The sequence below is a fragment of the Chromobacterium sp. W521 genome, from assembly GCF_052805975.1.
Genome location: NZ_JBRBAF010000009.1, coordinates 58509 through 78960, shown reverse-complemented (window position 1 = coordinate 78960; position 20452 = coordinate 58509). Strand labels below are relative to the sequence as shown.

General features: G+C 62.9%; 16 protein-coding genes and 1 riboswitch. Of the genes, 10 read left to right on the top strand and 6 right to left on the bottom strand.

Annotation, left to right across the window (positions count from 1 at the left end; genetic code table 11):
- Positions 1–172 precede the first annotated feature (172 nt).
- Positions 173–1384, top strand: a complete 1212-nt coding sequence (locus ACUXV1_RS15280) for a SpoIIE family protein phosphatase (RefSeq protein WP_114152482.1) — start codon at positions 173–175, stop codon at positions 1382–1384.
- A gap of 207 nt (positions 1385–1591) precedes the next feature.
- Positions 1592–2257 carry an epoxyqueuosine reductase QueH gene (locus ACUXV1_RS15275; RefSeq protein WP_043634861.1) on the top strand — a complete coding sequence of 222 codons (666 nt, stop codon included), beginning with the start codon at positions 1592–1594 and terminating at the stop codon, positions 2255–2257.
- Between the two features lie 12 nt (positions 2258–2269).
- On the opposite strand, the gene ACUXV1_RS15270 is transcribed toward ACUXV1_RS15275, so the two are convergent.
- Together ACUXV1_RS15270 and ACUXV1_RS15265 are read right to left on the bottom strand one after the other, a co-directional pair.
- Positions 2270–3055 carry a hypothetical protein gene (locus ACUXV1_RS15270; RefSeq protein WP_446015963.1) on the bottom strand — a complete coding sequence of 262 codons (786 nt, stop codon included), beginning with the start codon at positions 3053–3055 and terminating at the stop codon, positions 2270–2272.
- Positions 3056–3119: 64 nt separating this feature from the next.
- A complete protein-coding gene (locus ACUXV1_RS15265; RefSeq protein WP_446015964.1) occupies positions 3120–3857 on the bottom strand; it encodes a class I SAM-dependent methyltransferase in 738 nt (245 codons plus the stop codon).
- Positions 3858–3950: 93 nt separating this feature from the next.
- A riboswitch (FMN riboswitch) is annotated at positions 3951–4113 on the bottom strand.
- An 83-nt stretch (positions 4114–4196) separates the two neighbouring features.
- Here ACUXV1_RS15265 and ACUXV1_RS15260 point away from each other — a divergent pair.
- Together ACUXV1_RS15260 and hrpA are read left to right on the top strand one after the other, a co-directional pair.
- Positions 4197–4562, top strand: a complete 366-nt coding sequence (locus ACUXV1_RS15260; protein WP_085951891.1) for a DUF5329 domain-containing protein — start codon at positions 4197–4199, stop codon at positions 4560–4562.
- 85 nt (positions 4563–4647) lie between these two features.
- On the top strand, positions 4648–8583 hold the full coding sequence (gene hrpA, locus ACUXV1_RS15255) for an ATP-dependent RNA helicase HrpA (RefSeq protein WP_114152485.1): 3936 nt from the start codon (positions 4648–4650) through the stop codon (positions 8581–8583).
- Between the two features lie 214 nt (positions 8584–8797).
- Here hrpA and ACUXV1_RS15250 read toward each other — a convergent pair whose 3' ends face one another.
- The 3 genes from ACUXV1_RS15250 to ACUXV1_RS15240 all read right to left on the bottom strand — a co-directional run bounded on the left by ACUXV1_RS15250 (position 8798) and on the right by ACUXV1_RS15240 (position 12304).
- Positions 8798–10114: an MFS transporter gene (locus ACUXV1_RS15250; protein ID WP_337882247.1), complete on the bottom strand. Its 1317-nt coding sequence runs from the start codon at positions 10112–10114 to the stop codon at positions 8798–8800.
- A gap of 67 nt (positions 10115–10181) precedes the next feature.
- A complete protein-coding gene (locus tag ACUXV1_RS15245; RefSeq protein ID WP_446015966.1) occupies positions 10182–11423 on the bottom strand; it encodes a GNAT family N-acetyltransferase in 1242 nt (413 codons plus the stop codon).
- Between the two features lie 80 nt (positions 11424–11503).
- A complete protein-coding gene (locus ACUXV1_RS15240) occupies positions 11504–12304 on the bottom strand; it encodes an AraC family transcriptional regulator (protein ID WP_114152488.1) in 801 nt (266 codons plus the stop codon).
- Positions 12305–12442: 138 nt separating this feature from the next.
- Here ACUXV1_RS15240 and ACUXV1_RS15235 point away from each other — a divergent pair, with 138 nt between their 5' ends.
- The 4 genes from ACUXV1_RS15235 (at position 12443) to ACUXV1_RS15220 (ending at position 16871) form a co-directional block, all read left to right on the top strand.
- Positions 12443–13333: a DMT family transporter gene (locus ACUXV1_RS15235; RefSeq protein ID WP_446015968.1), complete on the top strand. Its 891-nt coding sequence runs from the start codon at positions 12443–12445 to the stop codon at positions 13331–13333.
- Between the two features lie 277 nt (positions 13334–13610).
- Entirely contained in the window at positions 13611–14390 is a 780-nt protein-coding gene (locus ACUXV1_RS15230; RefSeq protein ID WP_043634609.1) for a class II glutamine amidotransferase, read from the top strand.
- A 67-nt stretch (positions 14391–14457) separates the two neighbouring features.
- Positions 14458–16263: a putative nucleotidyltransferase substrate binding domain-containing protein gene (locus ACUXV1_RS15225; RefSeq protein WP_446015970.1), complete on the top strand. Its 1806-nt coding sequence runs from the start codon at positions 14458–14460 to the stop codon at positions 16261–16263.
- Positions 16263–16871 carry a 3'-5' exonuclease gene (locus ACUXV1_RS15220; RefSeq protein WP_179140771.1) on the top strand — a complete coding sequence of 203 codons (609 nt, stop codon included), beginning with the start codon at positions 16263–16265 and terminating at the stop codon, positions 16869–16871. Before ACUXV1_RS15225 ends, ACUXV1_RS15220 begins: the two co-directional genes overlap by 1 nt.
- Positions 16872–16922: 51 nt before the next feature.
- Here ACUXV1_RS15220 and ACUXV1_RS15215 read toward each other — a convergent pair whose 3' ends face one another.
- On the bottom strand, positions 16923–17723 hold the full coding sequence (locus ACUXV1_RS15215) for a DeoR family transcriptional regulator (RefSeq protein WP_081555858.1): 801 nt from the start codon (positions 17721–17723) through the stop codon (positions 16923–16925).
- A gap of 271 nt (positions 17724–17994) precedes the next feature.
- On the opposite strand from ACUXV1_RS15215, the gene ACUXV1_RS15210 reads away from it, so the two are divergent.
- Both ACUXV1_RS15210 and ACUXV1_RS15205 read left to right on the top strand, forming a co-directional pair.
- Positions 17995–19290, top strand: a complete 1296-nt coding sequence (locus tag ACUXV1_RS15210) for a D-tagatose-bisphosphate aldolase, class II, non-catalytic subunit (protein WP_114152489.1) — start codon at positions 17995–17997, stop codon at positions 19288–19290.
- Positions 19287–20447 (top strand): SIS domain-containing protein, encoded by a 1161-nt coding sequence (locus ACUXV1_RS15205; protein WP_446015971.1) that lies wholly within the window; start codon positions 19287–19289, stop codon positions 20445–20447. The genes ACUXV1_RS15210 and ACUXV1_RS15205 overlap by 4 nt, the downstream gene beginning before the upstream one ends.
- Positions 20448–20452 lie beyond the last annotated feature (5 nt).

The following is a 20452-nucleotide window of genomic DNA, read 5'->3' as shown; positions in this document are numbered from 1 at the left end:
GGAAATTGATCGCAACGGACTGCTCTCACCCACGAGGCGGACTGATTTTTCTTGCCGCAGCGCGCCATCGGCGCGCCCCGTATGCTATACCCACAGTGCAATGCCAGTGTAATTGGCCCTGCCGTCGCTTTCTCCGCTCGCTTTCCCTTTCCTGACACGCAATGGAAACAGCATGCCTCAACCCAAAATTTTATTGGTGGACGATAGCGCCACCAATAGCCTGATGGTCCGTACCTTTGTTGAAGACCTGGGGTATCAATGCGACCTTGCCTGCAATGGCCGGGAGGCCGTCTCCATATGCAAGGAAGTTGGTTACGACCTGATTTTGATGGACATCATCATGCCGGTGATGAACGGACTGGAAGCCACGAAGGAGCTGCGGACACTCTTCGGCGAACACTGGGTTCCCATCATTTTCCTGACGGGCCTGAGTCAGCAAAAAGATCTGATAGAGGGGCTCAAAGCCGGCGGCGACGACTACCTGACCAAACCGGTCAGTCCGGACTTATTAACGGCCAAGATCCAGGTATTCTTGCGCATCGCCCAAATGCAGCGACAGATCAACCAGGACGCCGTGCGCCTGGAACGCTACTTCCTCGACAATGAACGAGAACAAAGCTACGCGCTGGAACTGATTGAGCGCCTGAACCGGCAGCAATTGGAACTACCCTCGCATGTCTGGCGCCATTTGCGCCCCGCTTCGCAGTTCAACGGCGATCTGGTCTGCTATGCGCGTTCCGGTGGACGAGAATACTTGATGCTGGCCGACTGCACCGGCCACGGCTTGACCGCCGCGATCAGCGCCATTCCCGCAGTGGAGTGCTTTTACGATCTTGCTCAGGAACAGGCCGCGCTGGGCGACATTGCGGCGGCAATCAACGACAAGTTGCACCGCCTGCTGCCCTTTGGCCGCTTCGTGGCCGGCATTATCATTGCGATCGACGCGGCCTCCCAATGCCTGCAAGTCTGGAACGGCGGCATTCCTTGTGCATTGATGTTTGATCCGCAGGGCCGCAAGATCAAACAGTTCCGCTCCGAGCACCCTCCTTTGGGGATTTTGGCGGCGCGGCAGTTTGATCGATCGTTGGAAACCAGCGTGCTGCGCCCGGAGCATGCGCTGATCGTTTGCTCGGACGGAATTACCGAGGCCCAGGCTGAGAATGGCCGAATGTTTGGCCTGGACGGGGTCATCAAAGCGGCTGAGGCCGGCTGGCCGGGCCGGGTTGGCAATACCATACTGCAAGCGCTGCAGCGGCATCGTCAAAACGAAGCCATGCTGGACGATGCATCGTTGTTGGTGGTTCGTTCCCCCGCGCATGCAAGCAAGCCTGAGGGGGAGGCCGGACACGAGACAAAGGACCGCTCTCGCTGGCACGATGCCTGAAAACCAGCTCAAATCTGCCGCGTTTCGGCGATGCGGCATTAAAAACATACTCAAAATGCGCCTGTAGCACTCGCGCATTCCTCTTTATGCACTTTTTGCCTTTCCCTCGCTCGCGCGGCTTTGAACAGGCTAAGAGCCCCTCCCCGTCTTGATTCGATGGCGTTATGGCAACATAATCCGCTTTTTCATAAACGGCTTCTCATTTATATGACCAAGGAATTTGAGCGCCAACCGCTGCCCTTGCCGGGCGGCCATGAAAAAGTGCTGCTGCACTCCTGCTGCGCGCCCTGCTCCGGCGAGGTCATGGAGGCCATGCAGGCTTCCGGCATAGACTTCACTATTTTTTTCTACAACCCAAACATCCACCCGCTGAAAGAGTACGAGCTGCGCAAGAACGAGAACATCCGCTTTGCCGAACAGTTCGGCATTCCTTTCGTGGATGCGGATTATGACCGCGACAACTGGTTCGAGCGCGCCAAGGGCATGGAAAACGAGCCGGAGCGCGGCATCCGCTGCACCATGTGCTTCGACATGCGCTTTGAACGCACCGCTCTGTACGCGCATGAGCACGGTTTTCCGGTGATCACCAGTTCTTTGGGAATTTCGCGCTGGAAGAATATGCAGCAGATCAACGACTGCGGCGTGAGGGCCGCCGCGCGCTACCCCGGCCTGATCTATTGGGAATACAACTGGCGCAAGGGCGGCGGCTCCGCGCGCATGATAGAAATCAGCAAGCGCGAACAGTTCTACCAACAGGAATATTGCGGCTGCGCCTATTCCCTGCGCGACAGCAACCGCCAGCGTCGCGAAGCCGGCCGCGCGCCCATCCGTCTAGGCGTCAAATACTATGGCGATGAAGACGACCAGGCTTGAAGCGCCGCTGCCTCATTCCTCAATTTCACGCGCATAGCGCACCAGCGCCTGCAAGAGCTGGGCGAAGCGGCGCGCGGCCAGGTTGCCGTCCGAAGGCGTGAGCCAGGTGCTGCTGATTTCCAGTTGGATGGCCGGCACGCCCAGCCGGGAAGCGAACTTGGCGATGGTCTGGTGCTTGGACGCGGCAAAGTAATTATCCGAAACATTCAGCACGCCCTGTTGCCGCAGGCTTAGCTCCAGTCGTTGTTGCAATTCCGGCTTGCCTAGCAGCGAGGCCCCGTTCAAGGTGCCGAAGTCCACGTCGTAAGGCCGGTATGGATGGCTGCCGTGCAGGTCCAGCACCAGCAGCGGGCGTCGATCCGCAATCAACGCCGCCAGCTTGCGCTTGAAGGCGTTGTCGTCGTCGTAATTGGGATCGGCCGGCGCGGCGCGGGTGGTATAGATCGCGGTGGCGCCGGCCAGTTGATGCAGCATCGCCGCCAAGGCCGCGGTGCCTCCTCCATCGGAGAAACGGTATTGTCCTTCGCGGAACGGGCTGGTGGCGTGCGGCGCGGTCACGATGATGGGACGAGCGCCTTCCCGCACCGCAAACCAAGGCTCGCCGTTTTGCGGCGGTCTGTCCTTGGCGGCGTCCGCCTTCTGTTGCAACTGGATGGCCTCTACAATGTGAGCGGGTTCGATGATGGCCCGCGCAGGCGGCGATTTGCCGATGGCGGGCGCCATCGACAGCGCCAGGACCAGAACCCCTACTGCCAGCTTGACTCTCACCGCTCCCCTCCCCGTGAATACGAGCCGCATGCTCGATCTTTGCTGGACCGGGCCGGCGCCGCTTGGTTCTGCGCACCGGCCCGGAATAGCGGCGCTAGAATACAGGCTTCCGCGCAGTGAGCAGCAACAGGGCCGGGCGGCGCGCGTGCGGGCGCAAACCGTCTTGACGCGCCATCGCCCCCTCGTCCGGCGCGGGCTCGCCCAGATGAAGCAATTGGAAACCGGCGCCTGACAAGCCGGCCACATAGCTTTCCACTGTGCGGTGATGCTTGATCACGCCGTCGACAAACCAGCGGGTTTCGCGCGCGCCCTGCTGAAAATACGCGTCCAGCGTCCAATGCGCCTGCCGTCCGGCCTCGTCCAGCGCCCAACCTTGCGGGCTCGCAGTGCAAACCGGATGCTCCACCGTCAGCGCGAACACGCCGCCGGGCCGTAAAGCGGCGAACACGCGCGCCGCCACGGCGGCGTAATCCGCCACGTAATGCAAGACCAGCGACGACACCGCCAGATCATAAGCGCCCGCAGGCGGCTGAAAGTCCTCGATGCCGGCGCACAGGTATTGAATGCCGGAATCCCGTGTGCGCGCTCGCGCCTGCTCCAGCATGCGTTCGGACAAATCCACCGCGGTGACGCTGGCCGCGCCTTGGGCGCGCGCCCAACGGGCGAAATCGCCAAAGCCGCAGCCCAGGTCCAGCACGTCGGCGCCGGACAGCGGCGGCAGCGCATCGCGCAAGGCGGGCTGTTCCAAGGCGCCGTTCAGGCCGCTATCGTTGTCGCGCAAAGCTTGGTATTGGGAGAAAAAGACCGGATGGTCATAAATGTTTTGCTGCATTTGGAGGCTCCGTAAAGACTTAAGGGAAGCGCTCCAGGGCGACGCGCGGCTATGCCGACGCGCAAAAGCGAGCCCAGCCGTTCCCGGCTTGGCGCGCGTCTTCTCTCATCCGGACTTTCACCGTCGGCTTCGGCTTCGCACCGAATCTGCTGACCCGCGCATCGTGGAAACGATGGCGCGGCGCTCGCGGGCTCGCCGCCGGCATGCGCCGCGGCTTACCGCCGGAGGGGAGTTTCACCCCGCCCTGAAGACGGGCACAGGATAAAGGCGGCGCCAGGGTTGGACAAGCCCGGCCGCATCGCGCATAGTCTGCGCATTCTGATTGCGATGGAGCAAGGCATGACCCTGAAACCGCCAGTCTGGCTGGCTTTTGTCCTGAGCGCCGGCACCGCCTTCGCCGCGCCCGCGCCGGCAGCCCAAACCGAGATCAATCACCTGCTGGACTATCTGGCCAAATCCGGATGCGAGTTCAATCGAAATGGCAGTTGGTACGGCTCCAAGGAGGCCCGCGACCATCTGAACGACAAATACCAGTATCTGCTGAAAAAAGACTGGGTGAGCAACACGGAAAGCTTCATCGAACGTGCCGCCACGCAGAGCAGCATCAGCGGCAAGGCCTACCAAGTGCGTTGCGGCGCGGCGCAGCCGGTGGCCAGCGCCGCCTGGCTCAAAGCGGAGCTGAGCCGCTATCGTCAGCGGAAATAGCGGGCAGGCCGGGAATCCCGGCCTGCCGCAGCGCCACGCAGCTGTTATAATCGCCGCTTTCCTGTAATCCAGTGTTCTTTTCCCGATGACTGCTGCCCAGCTGCTGGCCCAACTCAAGGCCGACCTGCCCTCCTGCCTGATCCGCGATCGCCACGTTTTGCGCCGCAAACTGAGCGACGCCGCCGAGCGACTGAAGAAAAACCAGCCTGCGGACAAGCAACTGGCCGATATTCAGGCTCAGATCGAACGCTCCGCCGCCAAGGTGGCCGCGCGCCGCGCCCACCTGCCCAAGCCCGACTTCGACGACGCCTTGCCGGTCAACCAGAAACTGGCCGACATCAAAACCGCGATCGAGCGCCACCAGGTGGTGATCATCTGCGGCGAAACCGGCTCCGGGAAAACCACCCAACTGCCCAAAATCTGCCTGGAGCTGGGCCGCGGCGTGCACGGACTGATCGGCCACACCCAGCCGCGTCGTCTGGCCGCGCGCTCAGTCGCCAGCCGCATCGCTCAAGAGCTGAAATCCACGCTGGGCGAACACGTCGGCTTCAAGGTGCGCTTCACCGACAAGCTCTCGGAAAAGTCCGTGATCAAGCTGATGACCGACGGCATCATGCTGGCGGAAACCCAGACCGACCGCTACCTGGAAGCCTACGACACCATCATCATCGACGAGGCGCACGAACGCAGCCTCAACATCGATTTCCTGCTGGGCTATCTGAAACAGCTGCTGCCGCGCCGGCCGGACCTGAAGGTGATCGTCACCTCGGCCACCATCGACGCCGACCGCTTCTCCCGCCATTTCGACGGTGCGCCCGTGATTGAAGTCTCCGGCCGCACCTATCCGGTGGAAGTGCGTTACCGCCCGCTGGCGCAGCGCGACGAAGACGAGCGCGAAGTGGAAATGGAAGGCGCCATCGTCGACGCCGTCGACGAACTGTCGCGCCAGGGCCCGGGCGATATGCTGGTCTTCCTGCCTGGCGAGCGCGAGATCCGCGAAACCGCGGAAAAGCTGCGCAAGGCCGGCATTCGCGGCTACGAGATCCTGCCCTTGTTCGCGCGGCTGTCCAACGAGGACCAGCAGAAGATATTCAAGCCGTCCGGCGGACGCCGCATCGTGCTGGCCACCAATGTGGCCGAGACCTCGCTAACGGTGCCCGGCATCAAATACGTGATCGACACCGGACAGGCGCGCATCAACCGCTACAGCCCGCGCGCCAAGGTGGAACAGCTGCAAGTGGAGAAAATTTCCCAGGCGGCGGCGCGTCAGCGCGCTGGCCGTTGCGGCCGTGTCGAGGCCGGCATCTGCGTACGCCTGTACAGCGAAGACGACTTCAATCAACGCCCGGCGTTCACCGATCCTGAAATCGTCCGCTCCAACCTGGCCGCGGTCATTCTGCGCATGGCCGCGCTGCGGCTGGGCAAGGTGGACGCCTTCCCCTTCCTGGAAGCGCCCAGCAGCCGTCTGATCGCCGACGGCTACCAAGTGCTGACCGAGCTGGGCGCGGTGGACGACAAGGGGGAATTGACCAGTGTGGGCAAAGAGCTGGCGCGGATTCCAGTGGACCCCAAGGTGGGCCGCCTGCTGCTGGCCGGCCGCGACTTCGGCTGCGTGCGCGAAGTACTGATCATTGCCGCAGCCTTGAGCGTGCAGGACCCGCGCGAGCGTCCGTTCGAAGCGCGCGAAGCGGCCGAACGCGCCCAAGCGCGTTTCAACGACGAGAAGTCGGACTTCCTGTCCTTCCTGCACCTTTGGGATTTCTTCTCCGACGCGCTCAAGCACAAGAAATCCAACCGTCTGCTGATCAACACCTGCCACGAGCACTTCCTGTCCCACCTTCGCCTGCGCGAGTGGCGGGAACTGCACGCGCAGCTGGCCGACATCGCCAGTGAGCTGGGCCTGATCAAACGCGAGCAGGCCCACGCCGACGCCGAACAGCCGGATGCGCAAATGACGCAGAAGAAGCGCCAGCAGCTGGACGCCGTCGCTTATGAAAACCTGCACAAGGCGCTGGTAACAGGCTTGATCGGCAATCTGGGCATGAAAAACCAGGAAAGCGACGACTACCAAGGCACTCGCGGCGTTAACTTCCACGTGTTTCCCGGTTCCGGCCTGAAAAAAGCCAAGCCTAAATGGCTGGTGGCGGCGGAACTGGTGGAAACCACCCGTCTTTACGCCCGCTGTGTGGCCAAAATCGAGCCTGAGTGGGTGGAAAAGCTGGCGCCGCACCTGGTCAAATACCACTATTTCGACCCGCACTGGGAAAAGAGCCGCGGCGAAGTAGTGGCCAGCGAGCGCGTCACTCTCTACGGCCTGACCCTGGTGCCTCGCCGGCCGGTGAGCTATGGTCGCATCGCGCCGGTAGAAGCGCGCGAGCTGTTCATCCGCGGCGCGCTGGTGAACATGGAATACGTCAGCAACGCGCCCTTCTTCCAACGCAATCAGCAACTGATCCGCGAAGTGGAGCAGCTGGAACACAAGGCCCGCCGCCAGGACGTGCTGGTGGACGAGGAAGCACTGTTCGCTTTTTACAGCGAGCGGATCCCGGCGGAGGTGGTGGACGCGGCCAGCTTCGAAGCCTGGCGCAAGGAAGCGGAAAAGACCGACGCCAAGCTCTTGCATCTGACGCGCGAAGAACTGATGCGCCACGCCGCGCAGCATGTCACCGAAAACCAGTTTCCGGAATGGCTGGAGCTGGAAGACGGCCGCCTCAAGCTGCGTTACCGCTTCGAACCCAATCACCCGCTGGACGGCGTCACCCTGGACGTGCCTCTGGCCATCCTCAACCGCTTGCAACCGGCGGCTTTCGAATGGCTGGTGCCCGGCATGGTGCGCGAAAAGCTGCAACAGCTGATCAAGGGCCTGCCCAAGCAAATCCGCCGTTGCTGCGTGCCGGTGCCGGACTTCGTCACCCGTTTCCTTAGCGGCAACCCGGACCCACAACAGCCTATCGCGCCGCAGCTGGCGCGCTTCATCCTGCGCGAGACCGGCGGCGTCAAGGTGGACATCGACGATTTCCGCGCCCAGGAGCTGCCGGCTCATCTGCTGTTCAACTTCCGCGTCATCGACGACGGCAAGCAGGAAATTGGACTGGGACGCGATCTGCTGGCGCTGCAAAAGCAGTTCGGCCAGGCCGCCCAACTGACTTTCCGCGATACGAGCGCGGAATTCGAGCGCGACGAGGTCAGCAGCTGGGACTTCGGCGAACTGCCGGAAAGCATACAGTTTGCCCGCGGCCGCCAGCAGTTGACCGGCTATCCGGCCTTGACGCTGGAACAAGATAAGGTGGCGATTCGCCTGTTCGACACCCAGCTGGTAGCTGAGCGCCATCACCGCCAGGGCGTGATCCGCCTGCTGCAGCTGCAGTTGAAGGAACAAATGAAGCAGCTGTCCAAGGGCCTGCCCGGCATGACCCAACTGGGCCTGCAGCTGCGCGCAGTGGCCAATGTCGACGAATTATTGGCCGACGCCATCGCCTGCATCTGCGACCGCGCTTTCATTGGCGACGACGCGCTGCCGCGCAACGAGAAAGCCTTCAACGACCAGAAAACCCGCGCCCGCACTCGCTTGCCGGCTGTCATTCAGGCGGTGACCCAGTACCTGGGTCAAGTGGCCGCGGAATACGGCCCGCTCAGCGTCAAGATGCAGAAACACAAGCTGGGTTACGAGTTGCAGCAGCAATTGGCCAAGCTGGTTTACAAGGGTTTCATGGCCGCCACGCCGTGGAGCCAGCTGCCCCATTTGCCGCGCTATATGCGCGCGATGGGCCTGCGCATGGACAAGCAGCCGGCCAACCCGCAGCGCGACGGCCAGCGCGGTGCGGAAATACGCGATCTATGGCAGAAATGGGAAACCCGGGTGGCAGAGGACAACGAGGCGGAAGGCGCGTCTCAGGCCCTGCTCGATTTCCGCTGGCAGATCGAAGAACTGCGCGTCAGCCTGTTCGCCCAGGAGTTGAAAACGCCGTACCCGGTATCCGCCAAACGGCTGTTGAAGCTGTGGAGCGAGCTGCCGCGCTAAGAACTTGTTCAAGGTCTGCTGCGCTTCAGCGATACGGCGTTGAAAGCGACTTCGAAATGCACATGTACCGTATGTGCATTCCGCTTTCTCAGCCGTTTTCGCCTTGTCTCGTCCTGGCTTGCGAGACTTTGAACAGACTCTGAGCCCCAGACCCCGAACTCGCACGACAAAACGGCGGCGTCGATAAGGACGCCGCCGTTTTTCCATGCGCGCTTCAATGCACAGGATGGGACAAGCCCGGCTTATCGCCCCAGGCCAGCAAAAACAGGCCCATCGCCAGGCCAATCAGGCAGAAAATCATCAGATAGCCGGCCAGCGCCAGCGAACTCGCCTCCATCCACACCGACAGCAGCACCGGCGTGAAGCCGCCCACCACCGCGTAGGCCACATTGTAGGAAAAAGACAGGCCGCTAAAGCGGATGGGCGCGGGGAAGGCGCGCACCATCAGATAAGGCACCGCGCCGACGATGCCGGCGGCAAAGCCTGTCAGCGTGTACAGCGGGCGCAGCCAGCTCGCGTCCTGCCCCATGGTCTGATAGAAACACCAGCTGCTAACGCCCAACAGCAGGCTGCCCACGGTAAACACCGGCCCGCCGCCAAAACGGTCCGCCGCCAGGCCGGCCACAATGCATCCCACGCTCAGCGCGACAATGGCCAGGCTGTTGGCGAACAGCGCCTCCACCGGCGGCACGCCAAACTGTTTTTGCAGAAAAGTGGGCGTCATCAGGATCACCACCACGATGGTGACCGACAGCATCGCGGTGGCCGCCATGGACAGAGCCATGCCAAGGCGATGGCCCCGCAGCGCCGCCTTCAGGGGCAGCTCGGCGGACAGCGCCTTGCGCGCCTGCATTTCGCTGAAAACCGGAGTCTCGTGCAGCCAGCGGCGCAGATACATCGCCACCAGGCCGAACACCCCGCCTATCAGGAAGGGAATCCGCCAGGCGCCGTCCTCCAGCTGCTGCGGCGTGAAAGCCAGGTTCATCGCCATCGCGATCAGCGAGCCAAACAGAATACCTATGGTCAGCCCCGAGGTGATGATGCCGCAAGCCAGACCCGTGCGGCGCGACGGCGCGTGCTCCGCGACGAAAACCCAGGCGCCCGGCACCTCCCCGCCAATGGCCGCGCCCTGCAACACGCGCAGCAGTAGCAGCAAGATCGGCGCCCACACCCCTATGCTCTGGTAGGTGGGCAGCAGGCCCATCGCCAGCGTAGGCAGCGCCATCAACACGATGCTGAGCGTGAACATGCGTTTGCGGCCAAACAGGTCGCCGAAGTGCGCCATGACGATGCCGCCCAGCGGCCGCGCCAGATAGCCGGCGGCGAAGATGCCGAACACCTGCAATTGACGCAGCCAGCCCGGAATGTCCTGCGGGAAGAACAGCTTCCCCAATACCAGGGCGAAAAACACGTAAATGATGAAATCGTAAAACTCAAGCGCCCCGCCCAGCGAGGCCAGGCCCAGCGTCTTGCAGTCGTTGCGGTTCAGTTTTCGCGTGTGCGCCGCTTCGGCGCTCGCGGTTTGAGTCATATCGGGTCCTTTCCGCGACCAAGATCGCAATCGCCCTCCCCGCCGCGCGGCGCGAAGGGCTGCGCGTTTATTTTTTGAAGGGGTTGATCGTCGGCGCGTCCTCGTGCTGGACAATGCCGAAGCTGCTGCGGATCAGCGAATTGAGCATGGGCTGGCGATGGCGTATCCACAGCGAAGTCGGCACCGGCCGGCAACCCATTCTCGCCTTGGGCTCCAACGCGGTGCGGCCGAAAATCACCCGCCGTCCGCCGGCGGCCAGCGCCGACTCAATCGCCGAATGCAGCAGGCGCAGATAGAGCGGCAGCTCCTTGGCCGCGGCGCGATCAAAGCCGATCTGCGCGGCGGTGATCTCCTCGCCGTTTTTCAGGATCAGCAAAAAGCCCAGCAGCGCGCGGTCGCGCCACAGGCCGCGCAGCTCCGCCCGCTCCGGCCCCAGCGCGGCCATCCGCCGCCAGTATTCCGCGCTCACCGTGACCGGCCGCAATGTGGCATTGTCTTGCACCGCCAGGTAGAGCTGCTGCATCCGCTCCGCCTGCGCGTCCACCTGCTGCGGCGTCATCACGCCGATTTCGCAACCGGCGGCTTCTATCGGCTTGAAAATCTGCTGGCGGATGCCGCTGCGGTATTTGGAGGTCATGCCGGCCAAGTAGTCGTCGTAAACGCGCCAGCCCTCGGCCAGCGGCAGCACCATATTGGGCTCTGTTTCCAAGGTACTGTAGCTGAGCTTGCCCAGCGCCCGACTGTCTTCCCGCGCTGTTTCGTCCATGTCCTTGACCAGCACGAAGTCGATCTGGCCGTTGAGCTTCTCCGCGCGGCGGATGCGGTAGAGGATCTCCGCTACCGCCTGCCAGCGGGTCTGCGGGTCCAGGTCCTCGGCGAAAGCCGCGCCGTCCAAGCCGTAGCTGAGCATATTGCCGCAGACCAGCAGCCGTTGCCGCAGCTTGGGCTTGAGATTTTGCGCCAGCGCGGCGCGCAGCGAACCTTCCGGCCGCGGTCCGGGGTGAGCGTGCATGGTTTCCAGGCTCACTTCCAATAGCTGCATCGCCACCGCCGCCACCGGTTCGCCGTCGCGATAGGCCAGCGCGTAGCGCACGTCGAAGTTGGCGAGCTCGGACTGCTCGAGCGCGCGCCAGTAATCGCGGGACATCAGCAGCCCGTGCCGGGCCGCCAGTTGATCCCAGTGTTGTCCGTTCAGGAAATCTATACGTTCGGAGAAGGCGAAATTCAGCGCGCTGGCTTGCCGCAAACGGCGGCGCAGCGTCCAGCCGTCGCCCAGTTGGCGGGCCAGTTGTTTGATTTTCTTGCTCATGGCTTGGGGCGTAGAAGACTGGTTCTATGATTGACAATCATTCCAGTGTGCCGCAATGCCAAAAGGGCAACAAGCATTCCTCAACGCGCGCCATCGGCCAGCAAGCGTCGGTAGCGCTCTGGGGAATAGCCCAGTTGCTTGTTGAACATCGCGATGAAGGCCGACGCGGTGCCATAGCCCAGATCGGCGGCGATGTCCTGCACCGGACGCCCTTCGCGCAGCCAGGCCAGGGCCCTGAGCAAGCGCACCCGGTTGCGCCACTGGACAAAGCTCATGCCCAGTTCGCGTTGAAAATGGCGCGCCAGCGTGCGCTCGGTGCCGTGCACGCGCTGTGCCCACTGCGCCAAGGTGGCCGCATCGGCCGGATTGTCCCGGATGGCGGCCAGGATGGGCGCCAATTGACGATGGCGGCTATCCGGCAGATAGCTATCCTGGTGGCCGGCCTGGGACAGCCGCGCCAGCAGCAGCTCGGCCTGGCGCCGATCCCACGGGTCCCGGATCGACGTGACGCCGCGCTGGCAGAAGTCATCCAGCAGCGCTCGCAGCAAGGGCGTTTGCGGAATCAGGCAGGGATGGGCGGGCAAGCCGGCGGCCTGCTCGGCGCCGACGTAGACCGAGGTGTAGCGCATGGCCTGACGCACCGAAGCGGAATGGCGAATCCCGGCCGGCACCCAGATCAGAAACTCCGCCGGCGCCGCCAACGCGCGCTCGGCCTGACCAGGCTCGATCAAGCTCAGCTCTATCACGCCCAGACTAATGCAGTTCAATTGCCCCCAGGGATGGCTGTGCGGCGAAAACTCCGTTTGCGGCGTCAGCTGGTCGTAGCGCAGGTGGATGGGCGCCGGTTCCGGCAAGCCTTGGTCCAGTTCTGAGTAGTCCAATTTGTCGGTTTCCCGCTATCGTCTTGTCTGTTTTGCATTATATGCATTGAATCAGACAGCGGTACACTGCCTACCGTCAATGCTTTTCTGTACTCTCTACCGCGCGTCGGAACGAGAGCCGCATCCGGAGCCCTACCCATGAACTCATTGTTTCCCATGCTGGCAGTGATGATCTGGTCCGCCAACACCGTGGTGTCCAAAGCCGCGGCCCAGGCGCTGGATCCCGCCGCCATTTCCTTCTACCGCTGGCTGTTGGCCGCCTTGATTCTCACCCCGCTGAGCCTGCGGCCGATGCTGCGCCAATGGCACGCCATTCGCCCCTGGCTGGGTCGCTTCGCCATATTGGCCGCGCTCGGCATGGTGATGTACCAATGTCTGGCTTATTACGCCGCGCACAGCACCAGCGCCACCAATATGGGCGTGATCTGCGCCTTGATCCCGCTGCTGGGTCTGGCGCTGAACGCGACCGTCTTCCGTCAGCCCACCGGCGCGCACGCGTTGTTCGGCGTGGCGGTGTCCTTGCTGGGCGTGCTGTATCTGCTGGGCCAGGGGCGGCCGCTGGACCTGATTAGCGGCGGCGTGAACCGCGGCGACGCGCTGATGCTGGCCGGCTCCGTCTCCTACGCGCTGTACGGCATTCTGCTGCGCCGCTGGGCGCCGCCCTTCGGCAGCTGGACCAATCTATACATCCAGGTATTGCTGGCCGTGCTGATGCTGGTGCCGGTGGCGATGAGCGCGGACAGCCTGGCGGTGCCGCTGCAAGGCGCCGGCCTGGTCGCCTTCGCCGGGATCGCCTCCTCGGTGCTGGCTCCGTATCTGTGGATGCGCGGCATCCAGAGCCTGGGCAGCGAGCGCACCGCCATCTTCATGAATCTGCTGCCCTTGTTCACCGCCTTGATCGCCAGCGCGCTGCTGGGCGAAACCATCCATGATTACCACTGGCTGGGTGGCGGGCTGATCCTGCTGGGCGTCAGCCTGAGCCAGGGCGGCTGGGCCAAATTGCGCAGTCTCGCCCGTTCCGCGGCCTGAGAGCGCGTTCACGATCTCGCGAGTTAAGGCGAAAACGAGCGAAAAATCGGAATGGTCGAGGGGTACATGAGCATTTTGGGCTCGTACTCACCGTGCAACGCTTCACGACGCGCCGCAGATCGTAAACAGGTTCTGAGCGCCCATTCCGCCGCCGCGTCCGGGCTCCACGGCCGGCGCGGCGGGATTGCCGCGGCCCCGCTTATCGCCTAAGCTCTGTAACAAAACCGCAGCCGGCGCGGCCGGCCATGACAACCTCTCTACCGTGGAACCCAAAACCATGTGCCAGTTAATGGGCATGAATTGCAATACTCCAACCGACATCCTGTTCTCCTTTGAGGGCTTTCACCGTCGCGGCGGCCAGACCGACCACCACGCCGACGGCTGGGGCATCGCCTTTTTCGAGAACAAGGGCTGCCGTATCTTCCTGGACGACAAACCGTCCGTGGAATCGCCGGTGGCCCACTTGGTGCGCAACTATCCGATCAAATCGGAAAACGTGATCGCCCATATCCGCAAAGCCACCCAAGGCGAGGTCAACCTGGCCAACACCCACCCCTTCATGCGAGAAATGTGGGGTCGCTACTGGATCTTCGCCCACAACGGCAACCTGGAAAACTTCCAGCCCGAGGCCGGCAGCCATTACAACCCGGTGGGCAGCACCGACTCCGAACGGGCGTTCTGCCACCTGATGGAGCGGCTGCGCGCCAAATGGTGCCAGCAACCGCAGCTGGACGAATTATTCGCCGAAGTGGCGCGGCTGGCGGCGGAGATCTCCAACCACGGCGTGTTCAACTTCATGCTGAGCAACGGCGAGGTGTTGTTCGCCCACTGCTCCACCCATCTGCACTACATCATCCGCCAGGCGCCGTTCAACACCGCGCATTTGGTGGACGACGACGTTAGCGTGGATTTCGCCTCGGTCACCACCCCGCACGACCGCGTGGCGGTGATCGCCACCCAACCGCTGACCGACAACGAAAACTGGACGCAACTCGCCCCCGGCGAGCTGCTGCTGTTCCGCGACGGCTCCCCGCTGTCGCAACACCTGCCCGGCTGAACGCCCGCCGACAAGCCATTGCCGCCGGTGTTATGCTGGCGGCAATGTCTTGTTCTACGAGGCCGCCATGCAGCGATTCGACTTCAGCTACGCCCCATTCGACGCCCTGAGTCCGGACGAACGCCTGCGCCTGGAGGCTTGCGCCGACATCCTGTTCTACGCCAGCGAACAAACCGTGCTAACGCCGGATGCGCCGGTGACGGCTCTGTACGTGGTGATCAAGGGCGTGGTGAGGGAAATGGCCGGCGACGAAATCGTCGCGCTGTACCGCGCCCAGGACGGTTTCGATGCGCGCGCCACCGCCGCTGGCCAGACCTCCCACAGTTTCATCGCGCAGGAAGAGGCGCTGCTCTACAGCCTGCCGCGCGCGGAAGTGCTGGCGCTGACCGAGAGCAACCCGCGCTTCGGCGCCTACTTTTACGCCAGTGTGTCGGAAAAGCTGGGCCGGCTGGCGCAGCGGGCGGGACAGCGCGAACTGCAAACCTTGCTGACGGCCACCGTTCGCGACGTCGGCGGCCGCCAGCCGGTGTTCGTGGATGGCGGCGCCAGCCTGCGCGATGCGGCGGCGGCGATGAAAGCGCACAAGTCCAAGTCCGTGCTGCTGCGCGGCGACGGGCGGCTGGGCATCCTCACCACCACGGACTTTCGCGACATCGTGCTGAACGGCGTGCCCTCGGACGCGCCGGCGGCGGAATACTGCCAGTACGAGCTGCTGACCATAGACATCGACGACTTCCTGTTCAACGCCCTGCTGCTGATGACGCGCCGCAATCTGCGCCGCCTGGTGGTAACCGAACACGGCGAGCCGGTGAGCATGCTGGCCCAGGTGGACGTGCTCTCCTACTTTTCCAACCACTCCCACCTGATCGCGCAGCGGCTGGAACGCGCGGCCACGCTGGACGAACTGGCGGAAGTGGCGGAGCAGATTCCACGGCTGGTGCGCATCCTGTCCGGCCACGGCGTCAAGGCGCTGCAACTGGGCAGGCTGGTGCAAAGCCTCAACGCCCGGCTGTTCGCCCGCGCCTGGCGGCTGATTGCGCCGCCGGAGCTGGTAGCCAACAGCTGCTTGCTGGTGCTGGGTTCGGAAGGGCGCGGCGAGCAGATCCTCAAAACAGACCAGGATAACGCGCTGCTGTTGCGCGACGGCGCGCCATGGCCGCAACTGGAAGCCAGCTGTCAGGCCTTTTCCGCCGCGCTGGCCCGTTTCGGCTACCCGCCCTGTCCCGGAAACATCATGCTCAGCCACCCTGATTGGCGTTTCAGCGGCGCCGAGCTGCGCGATCGCCTCCACCGCTGGGTGCACCGCCCGGACGGAGACGCCTTGATGCGGCTGGCCATCTTCGTGGACGCGGAAGCCGTCTGCGGCGATCCGGCCCTGCTGGAGAACGCCCAAAACTATCTGCGCGCCACCCTGCGCGACGACGCCGGCTTCTTCTCCCGTTTCGCCCGCGCCATTGAACAGTTCGACACTCCGCTGGGCCTGTTTTCCCATCTGCAAACTCGCGACCGTGACGGCCGCGCCGCGCTGGACCTGAAAAAAGGCGGCATTTTTCCTCTGGTGCACGGTATCCGCGCGCTGGCGCTGGAATATGGCGTGAGCGAAAACAACTCGCAGCAAAGGCTGCAGGAACTGGTGGCGCAGGGCCGGCTGGAGCGGGGTTTGGCCGAGGACGTGGGCGAGGCGCTGTCCTATCTGATGCAACTGCGGCTGGATCAGGGGCTGGAGCGGCTTGCCGCCGGCAAACCGGCCGACAATCTACTGGAGCCGGAAAAGCTGTCCTCGCTGGAACGGGACCTGCTCAAGGACACGCTGGGCGTGGTCAAGCGGTTCAAGGCGCAGTTACGCCACCATTACCGGCTGGGCAGCTTCTGATGCTCACCGCCCTGCTGCGCCAATGGCAGCGACGCCGGCTGCGCGACCCGGCTTACGCCGAGATGTATCGGGAGCATCCGGACGAACTGGTCAGCCTGGACTGTGAAACCACCAGCCTGAATCCGGCGGACGCCGAACTGCTATCCATCGGCGCGGTCAAGTTGCGCGGCAACCGCATCCTCGCCAGCGAGGCGCTCTACCTGCTGGTGCGCCCGGAACAAGCGCCCCAGGCGGACAATGTGCGCATCCACGGTCTGCGGCCTATCGATGTCAGCCAGGGCCTGCCGGCCCAGGACGCCGTGCGGCGGCTGCTGGATTTCATCGGCGGCCGGCCGCTGCTGGGCTATTACCTGGAATACGACCTGGCGGTGCTCAACCGCTACGTCCGCCCCTGGCTGGGCGTGCCTCTGCCGCAGCGGCGCATCGAGATTTCCGGACGCTATTACGACTACAAGCTGAGACAGAACCCGGACGCTCACATCGACCTTAGGCTGGCCAGCATCTGCCAAGATCTGGACATGCCCGCGCCGCCGCGCCACGACGCGCTCAACGACGCCATCAACGCGGCCATGCTCTACCTGGCGCTGAAACAACGCGGCTATGGCTGAGGAGGCGTTTCAACACCGCCTCCCTGCCGCGAACCTGGCGGACCTTCCCGCCTACACGCCCGCCTCCACCTGCATCACCTTCACGCCCGCCTGCTGCAGGCCGGCCAGGTAGTCCGAAGGAATGCCGGTATCGGTAATCAAAGTATCGATCCGGCGAGTGTCGAGAATCTTGTGCAAGCTGGTGCGGCGAAACTTGCTGGAATCGGTCACCACCACAACGCGGTCGGCCACCTCGCACATGCAGCGGTTAAGCCTGGCCTCCGCCTCATAATGCGTACTGACTCCATGCTCCAAATCCAGCCCGTCCACGCCGAGAAACAAGAGATCGAAATGATAGTCCCGCAGGGACTGCTCGGCCTGGGTGCCGTAGAAAGACAGCGACGTGCGGCGCAGCTGGCCTCCCGTCGTGAATAGCTCCACGCCTGGCGCATCCGCCAAGACATTCGCGATATTCAGCCCATTGGTCATGACGATCAAATCCTGATGCGAGCGCAGGCAACTGGCGATTTGCTGGGTCGTGCTGCCGGAATCCAGAATGACGCGCGTGCCCGGCGCAACCAGGCTGGCGGCCAGTTGTCCGATTCGCTGCTTGACGCCGGCATTGAGCAGGCTCTTGTCTGAAATGGCGCGCTCCTTGGGCGCGGGCATCGAATCAAACACCAGCGCACCGCCATAAGAGCGGGTGGCTACGCCTTGCTTTTCCAAAAACGCCAAGTCATTGCGAATGGTGACCGACGACACCTGAAACTGCGCGGCCAGTTCGGAAACCTGCACGCTGCCGTGCTTGTTCAATTGTTGAACGATGCGCTCGCGGCGCTCGCTGGTGCTGACACTGTTTTTGCTTTCTATCATCTTGCGCTCCCGCAGTACGCAGTTTCGGTTTCTTTTCTTTTGACGCGACTCAAAATCAGCGCCTTCCGGCTGCCCTGCAGCCATTATTCCACAGCCTGCCGCGCCCGCCCACTTCGGCAAAAAAGCAACAAACCAAAATCTTTCTTTTTCTTTCTTGTTTTGGCTATTGAAATCACCAATGCATTTCGTTTAGCTTAAAAAGCATGAAAAACATCACAAGAAGAAACAAAACGAAATCAAAAATCGTTCCCATTAACTAGCGAGACAACAAATGAACCCCCTGCTACAGCTAGTGCGGCGCCACAGGCAAGGCGAGCACGTAGGCATCTTTTCCGTGTGTTCCGCCCACCCCCTTGTGCTGGAAGCCGCACTGATACAGGCACGCGAAAATCAGACTCCCCTGCTGGTAGAGGCGACGTCCAATCAGGTGGATCAGTTTGGCGGCTACACCGGCATGAGACCCAGCGGTTTTAGCGAACACCTGATCCAACTAGCGCAACACTGCGGCTTCCCCGTCAACAAGCTGATTTTGGGAGGCGACCACCTCGGCCCCAATCGCTGGCAAAGCCTGCCCGCCGCTGAGGCGATGGAACATGCCCGCGATTTGATCGCCGCCTATGTGGCCGCCGGCTTCCAAAAACTGCATCTCGATTGCAGCATGGCCTGCGCCGATGATGAACTCCCGCTGGACGACACGCTCGTCGCCGCGCGCGCGGCGGACCTCGCCTGTGTGGCGGAGGAAGTTGGCCGGCATTTGTATGGCCGCAGCGAGATTCTATACGTGGTAGGTACCGAGGTGCCCACACCCGGCGGCGCGCAGGAACATCTGGATGAGCTTGCAGTCACGCGGCCGGAAGCTGCCGAGCGCACGCTTCTTGCGCACCGCGAGGCCTTTGCCGCCGCGGGCCTGAGCGATGCCTGGCCGCGCGTGATCGCGCTGGTGGTGCAGCCCGGCGTAGAGTTCAACCACATCAGCGTGGCCAATTACCAGCCCGCCGCCGCCGCCGCGCTCAGCCGCATGATAGAGGAACATCCGGGCCTGGTTTACGAAGCCCACTCCACCGATTACCAAACTCCCGCGGCCTACCGTCAGCTGGTCCGCGATCATTTCGCCATCCTCAAGGTCGGCCCGGCTCTTACTTTCGCGTTGCGCGAGGCTTTGTACGCGCTTGCCGGCATCGAAAACGAATTGCTGCCGGAAAAAGAGCGCTCCCATTTACGCAAGGTTCTGGAGCAATCGATGCTGGAGCGCCCCGCCTTCTGGCAAAGTCATTATCACGGCAGCCAGACAGAATGCCGGCTGGCCCGCAGTTTCAGCTATTCGGACCGCATTCGTTATTACTGGCCCATCCCGGCGGTCGAGGCCAGTTGCCAGACACTGCTCAACAACCTGTCCGCCGTAACCCTGCCCGAAACCTTGCTCAGCCAGTATCTGCCCGCCCAGTATCAGCGCGTGCGCGCCGGCACGCTGGAGGCCAAGCCCAAGGCGCTGGTCATTGATTGCATCCAAGAGGTGCTGCGCCCCTACGCGGCCGCCTGTCGGGCGGAGACGGAGAAACAGCCATGATTCTGGGACATAGCCGTGAAGGCCTGGTGAAGGCGGGAGGGCTGGCCACCGCCCAGGAGATCGACCAGCAGCCGCTCGCCTGGGCCGATACACTGGACATCGTCGAGGCCGAACGACCATCCATCAGCGTCTTTCTTGCGCCGCTGCTCGCCCACCCCAATTTACGCATCATTTTGACTGGGGCAGGCAGCTCCGCCTTCGTCGGCGAAACGCTCGCGCCCTATCTCAGCCGCCATCTTGGCAGGCAGGTGGAGTCCATCGCCACCACCGATATCGTCACCTCCCCCGCCAGCTACTTCAACGCCAAGCGCCCCACTCTGCTGGTCTCTTTCGCCCGCTCCGGAAACAGTCCGGAAAGCCTGGCGGCCATAAAGCTGGCAGACAGCTTGCAACCCTCCTGTCGCCACTTGGTGCTGACCTGCAGCGAGCATGGCGAACTCTATCGCGGCAGCCTGGAGAACCCCCGCGCGCTAAGCGTGCTGATGCCACCGGACAGCAATGATCGCGGCTTCGCCATGACCAGCAGCCTTAGCTGCATGTTGCTTGCTTGCCTGGCCATTCTGCTGCCGCGACGCTTCAACCCCGCGGAATGCCTGGACATGCTCCAGCGCGGGCGGCATCTGATAGACGCATTGCCGCGGCAATTGGCTGGCTGGGCGGCTGCTCCGCCAAAACGCGTGGTGTATCTCGGCAGCAACGAACTCAAGGGCATCGCGCGCGAAGGGGCGCTCAAGATGTTGGAGTTAAGCGCGGGCCGCATCGTGGCCTTGTTCGATTCCGCCATAGGCTTTCGCCATGGGCCCAAATCCGTCATTGACGAGCGGACGGTGGTGATACAGCTGATTTCCAACCAGCCGCATGTGCGCCGTTACGAATTGGACCTGCTGAAGGAGCTGCGCCGAGACGCGCGAGCGGAACAAGTCGTGGCGCTGGCCGACCGCCGCGATCCCGTCATCGATGCCGGCGAACGGCTGTATCTACCGCCAGGAAGAGAAGGCGACGATATGAGTCTGGCTTTTTGCTATCTGCCGTATTTGCAGTACATGGCTTTTGAAGCCTCCTTGCTGCTGGGCATCTCTCCGGACTCGCCTTCTCCCGACGGACATGTCAACCGCGTGGTGCAAGGCGTCACTATTTATCCCTATTCCGAGGCTTAGGAGGC

Excerpts from the sequence above, each read along its gene's own strand:
- ACUXV1_RS15270 (WP_446015963.1), bottom strand. The coding sequence starts at position 3,055 with ATGCGGCTCGTATTCACGGGGAGGGGAGCGGTGAGAGTCAAGCTGGCA.
- ACUXV1_RS15280 (WP_114152482.1), top strand. The coding sequence starts at position 173 with ATGCCTCAACCCAAAATTTTATTGGTGGACGATAGCGCCACCAATAGC.
- ACUXV1_RS15250 (WP_337882247.1), bottom strand. The coding sequence starts at position 10,114 with ATGACTCAAACCGCGAGCGCCGAAGCGGCGCACACGCGAAAACTGAAC.
- ACUXV1_RS15265 (WP_446015964.1), bottom strand. The coding sequence starts at position 3,857 with ATGCAGCAAAACATTTATGACCATCCGGTCTTTTTCTCCCAATACCAA.
- ACUXV1_RS15275 (WP_043634861.1), top strand. The coding sequence starts at position 1,592 with ATGACCAAGGAATTTGAGCGCCAACCGCTGCCCTTGCCGGGCGGCCAT.
- ACUXV1_RS15225 (WP_446015970.1), top strand. The coding sequence starts at position 14,458 with ATGCAGCGATTCGACTTCAGCTACGCCCCATTCGACGCCCTGAGTCCG.
- ACUXV1_RS15210 (WP_114152489.1), top strand. The coding sequence starts at position 17,995 with ATGAACCCCCTGCTACAGCTAGTGCGGCGCCACAGGCAAGGCGAGCAC.
- ACUXV1_RS15220 (WP_179140771.1), top strand. The coding sequence starts at position 16,263 with ATGCTCACCGCCCTGCTGCGCCAATGGCAGCGACGCCGGCTGCGCGAC.
- ACUXV1_RS15230 (WP_043634609.1), top strand. The coding sequence starts at position 13,611 with ATGTGCCAGTTAATGGGCATGAATTGCAATACTCCAACCGACATCCTG.
- ACUXV1_RS15260 (WP_085951891.1), top strand. The coding sequence starts at position 4,197 with ATGACCCTGAAACCGCCAGTCTGGCTGGCTTTTGTCCTGAGCGCCGGC.
- ACUXV1_RS15245 (WP_446015966.1), bottom strand. The coding sequence starts at position 11,423 with ATGAGCAAGAAAATCAAACAACTGGCCCGCCAACTGGGCGACGGCTGG.
- hrpA (WP_114152485.1), top strand. The coding sequence starts at position 4,648 with ATGACTGCTGCCCAGCTGCTGGCCCAACTCAAGGCCGACCTGCCCTCC.
- ACUXV1_RS15215 (WP_081555858.1), bottom strand. The coding sequence starts at position 17,723 with ATGATAGAAAGCAAAAACAGTGTCAGCACCAGCGAGCGCCGCGAGCGC.
- ACUXV1_RS15235 (WP_446015968.1), top strand. The coding sequence starts at position 12,443 with ATGAACTCATTGTTTCCCATGCTGGCAGTGATGATCTGGTCCGCCAAC.
- ACUXV1_RS15205 (WP_446015971.1), top strand. The coding sequence starts at position 19,287 with ATGATTCTGGGACATAGCCGTGAAGGCCTGGTGAAGGCGGGAGGGCTG.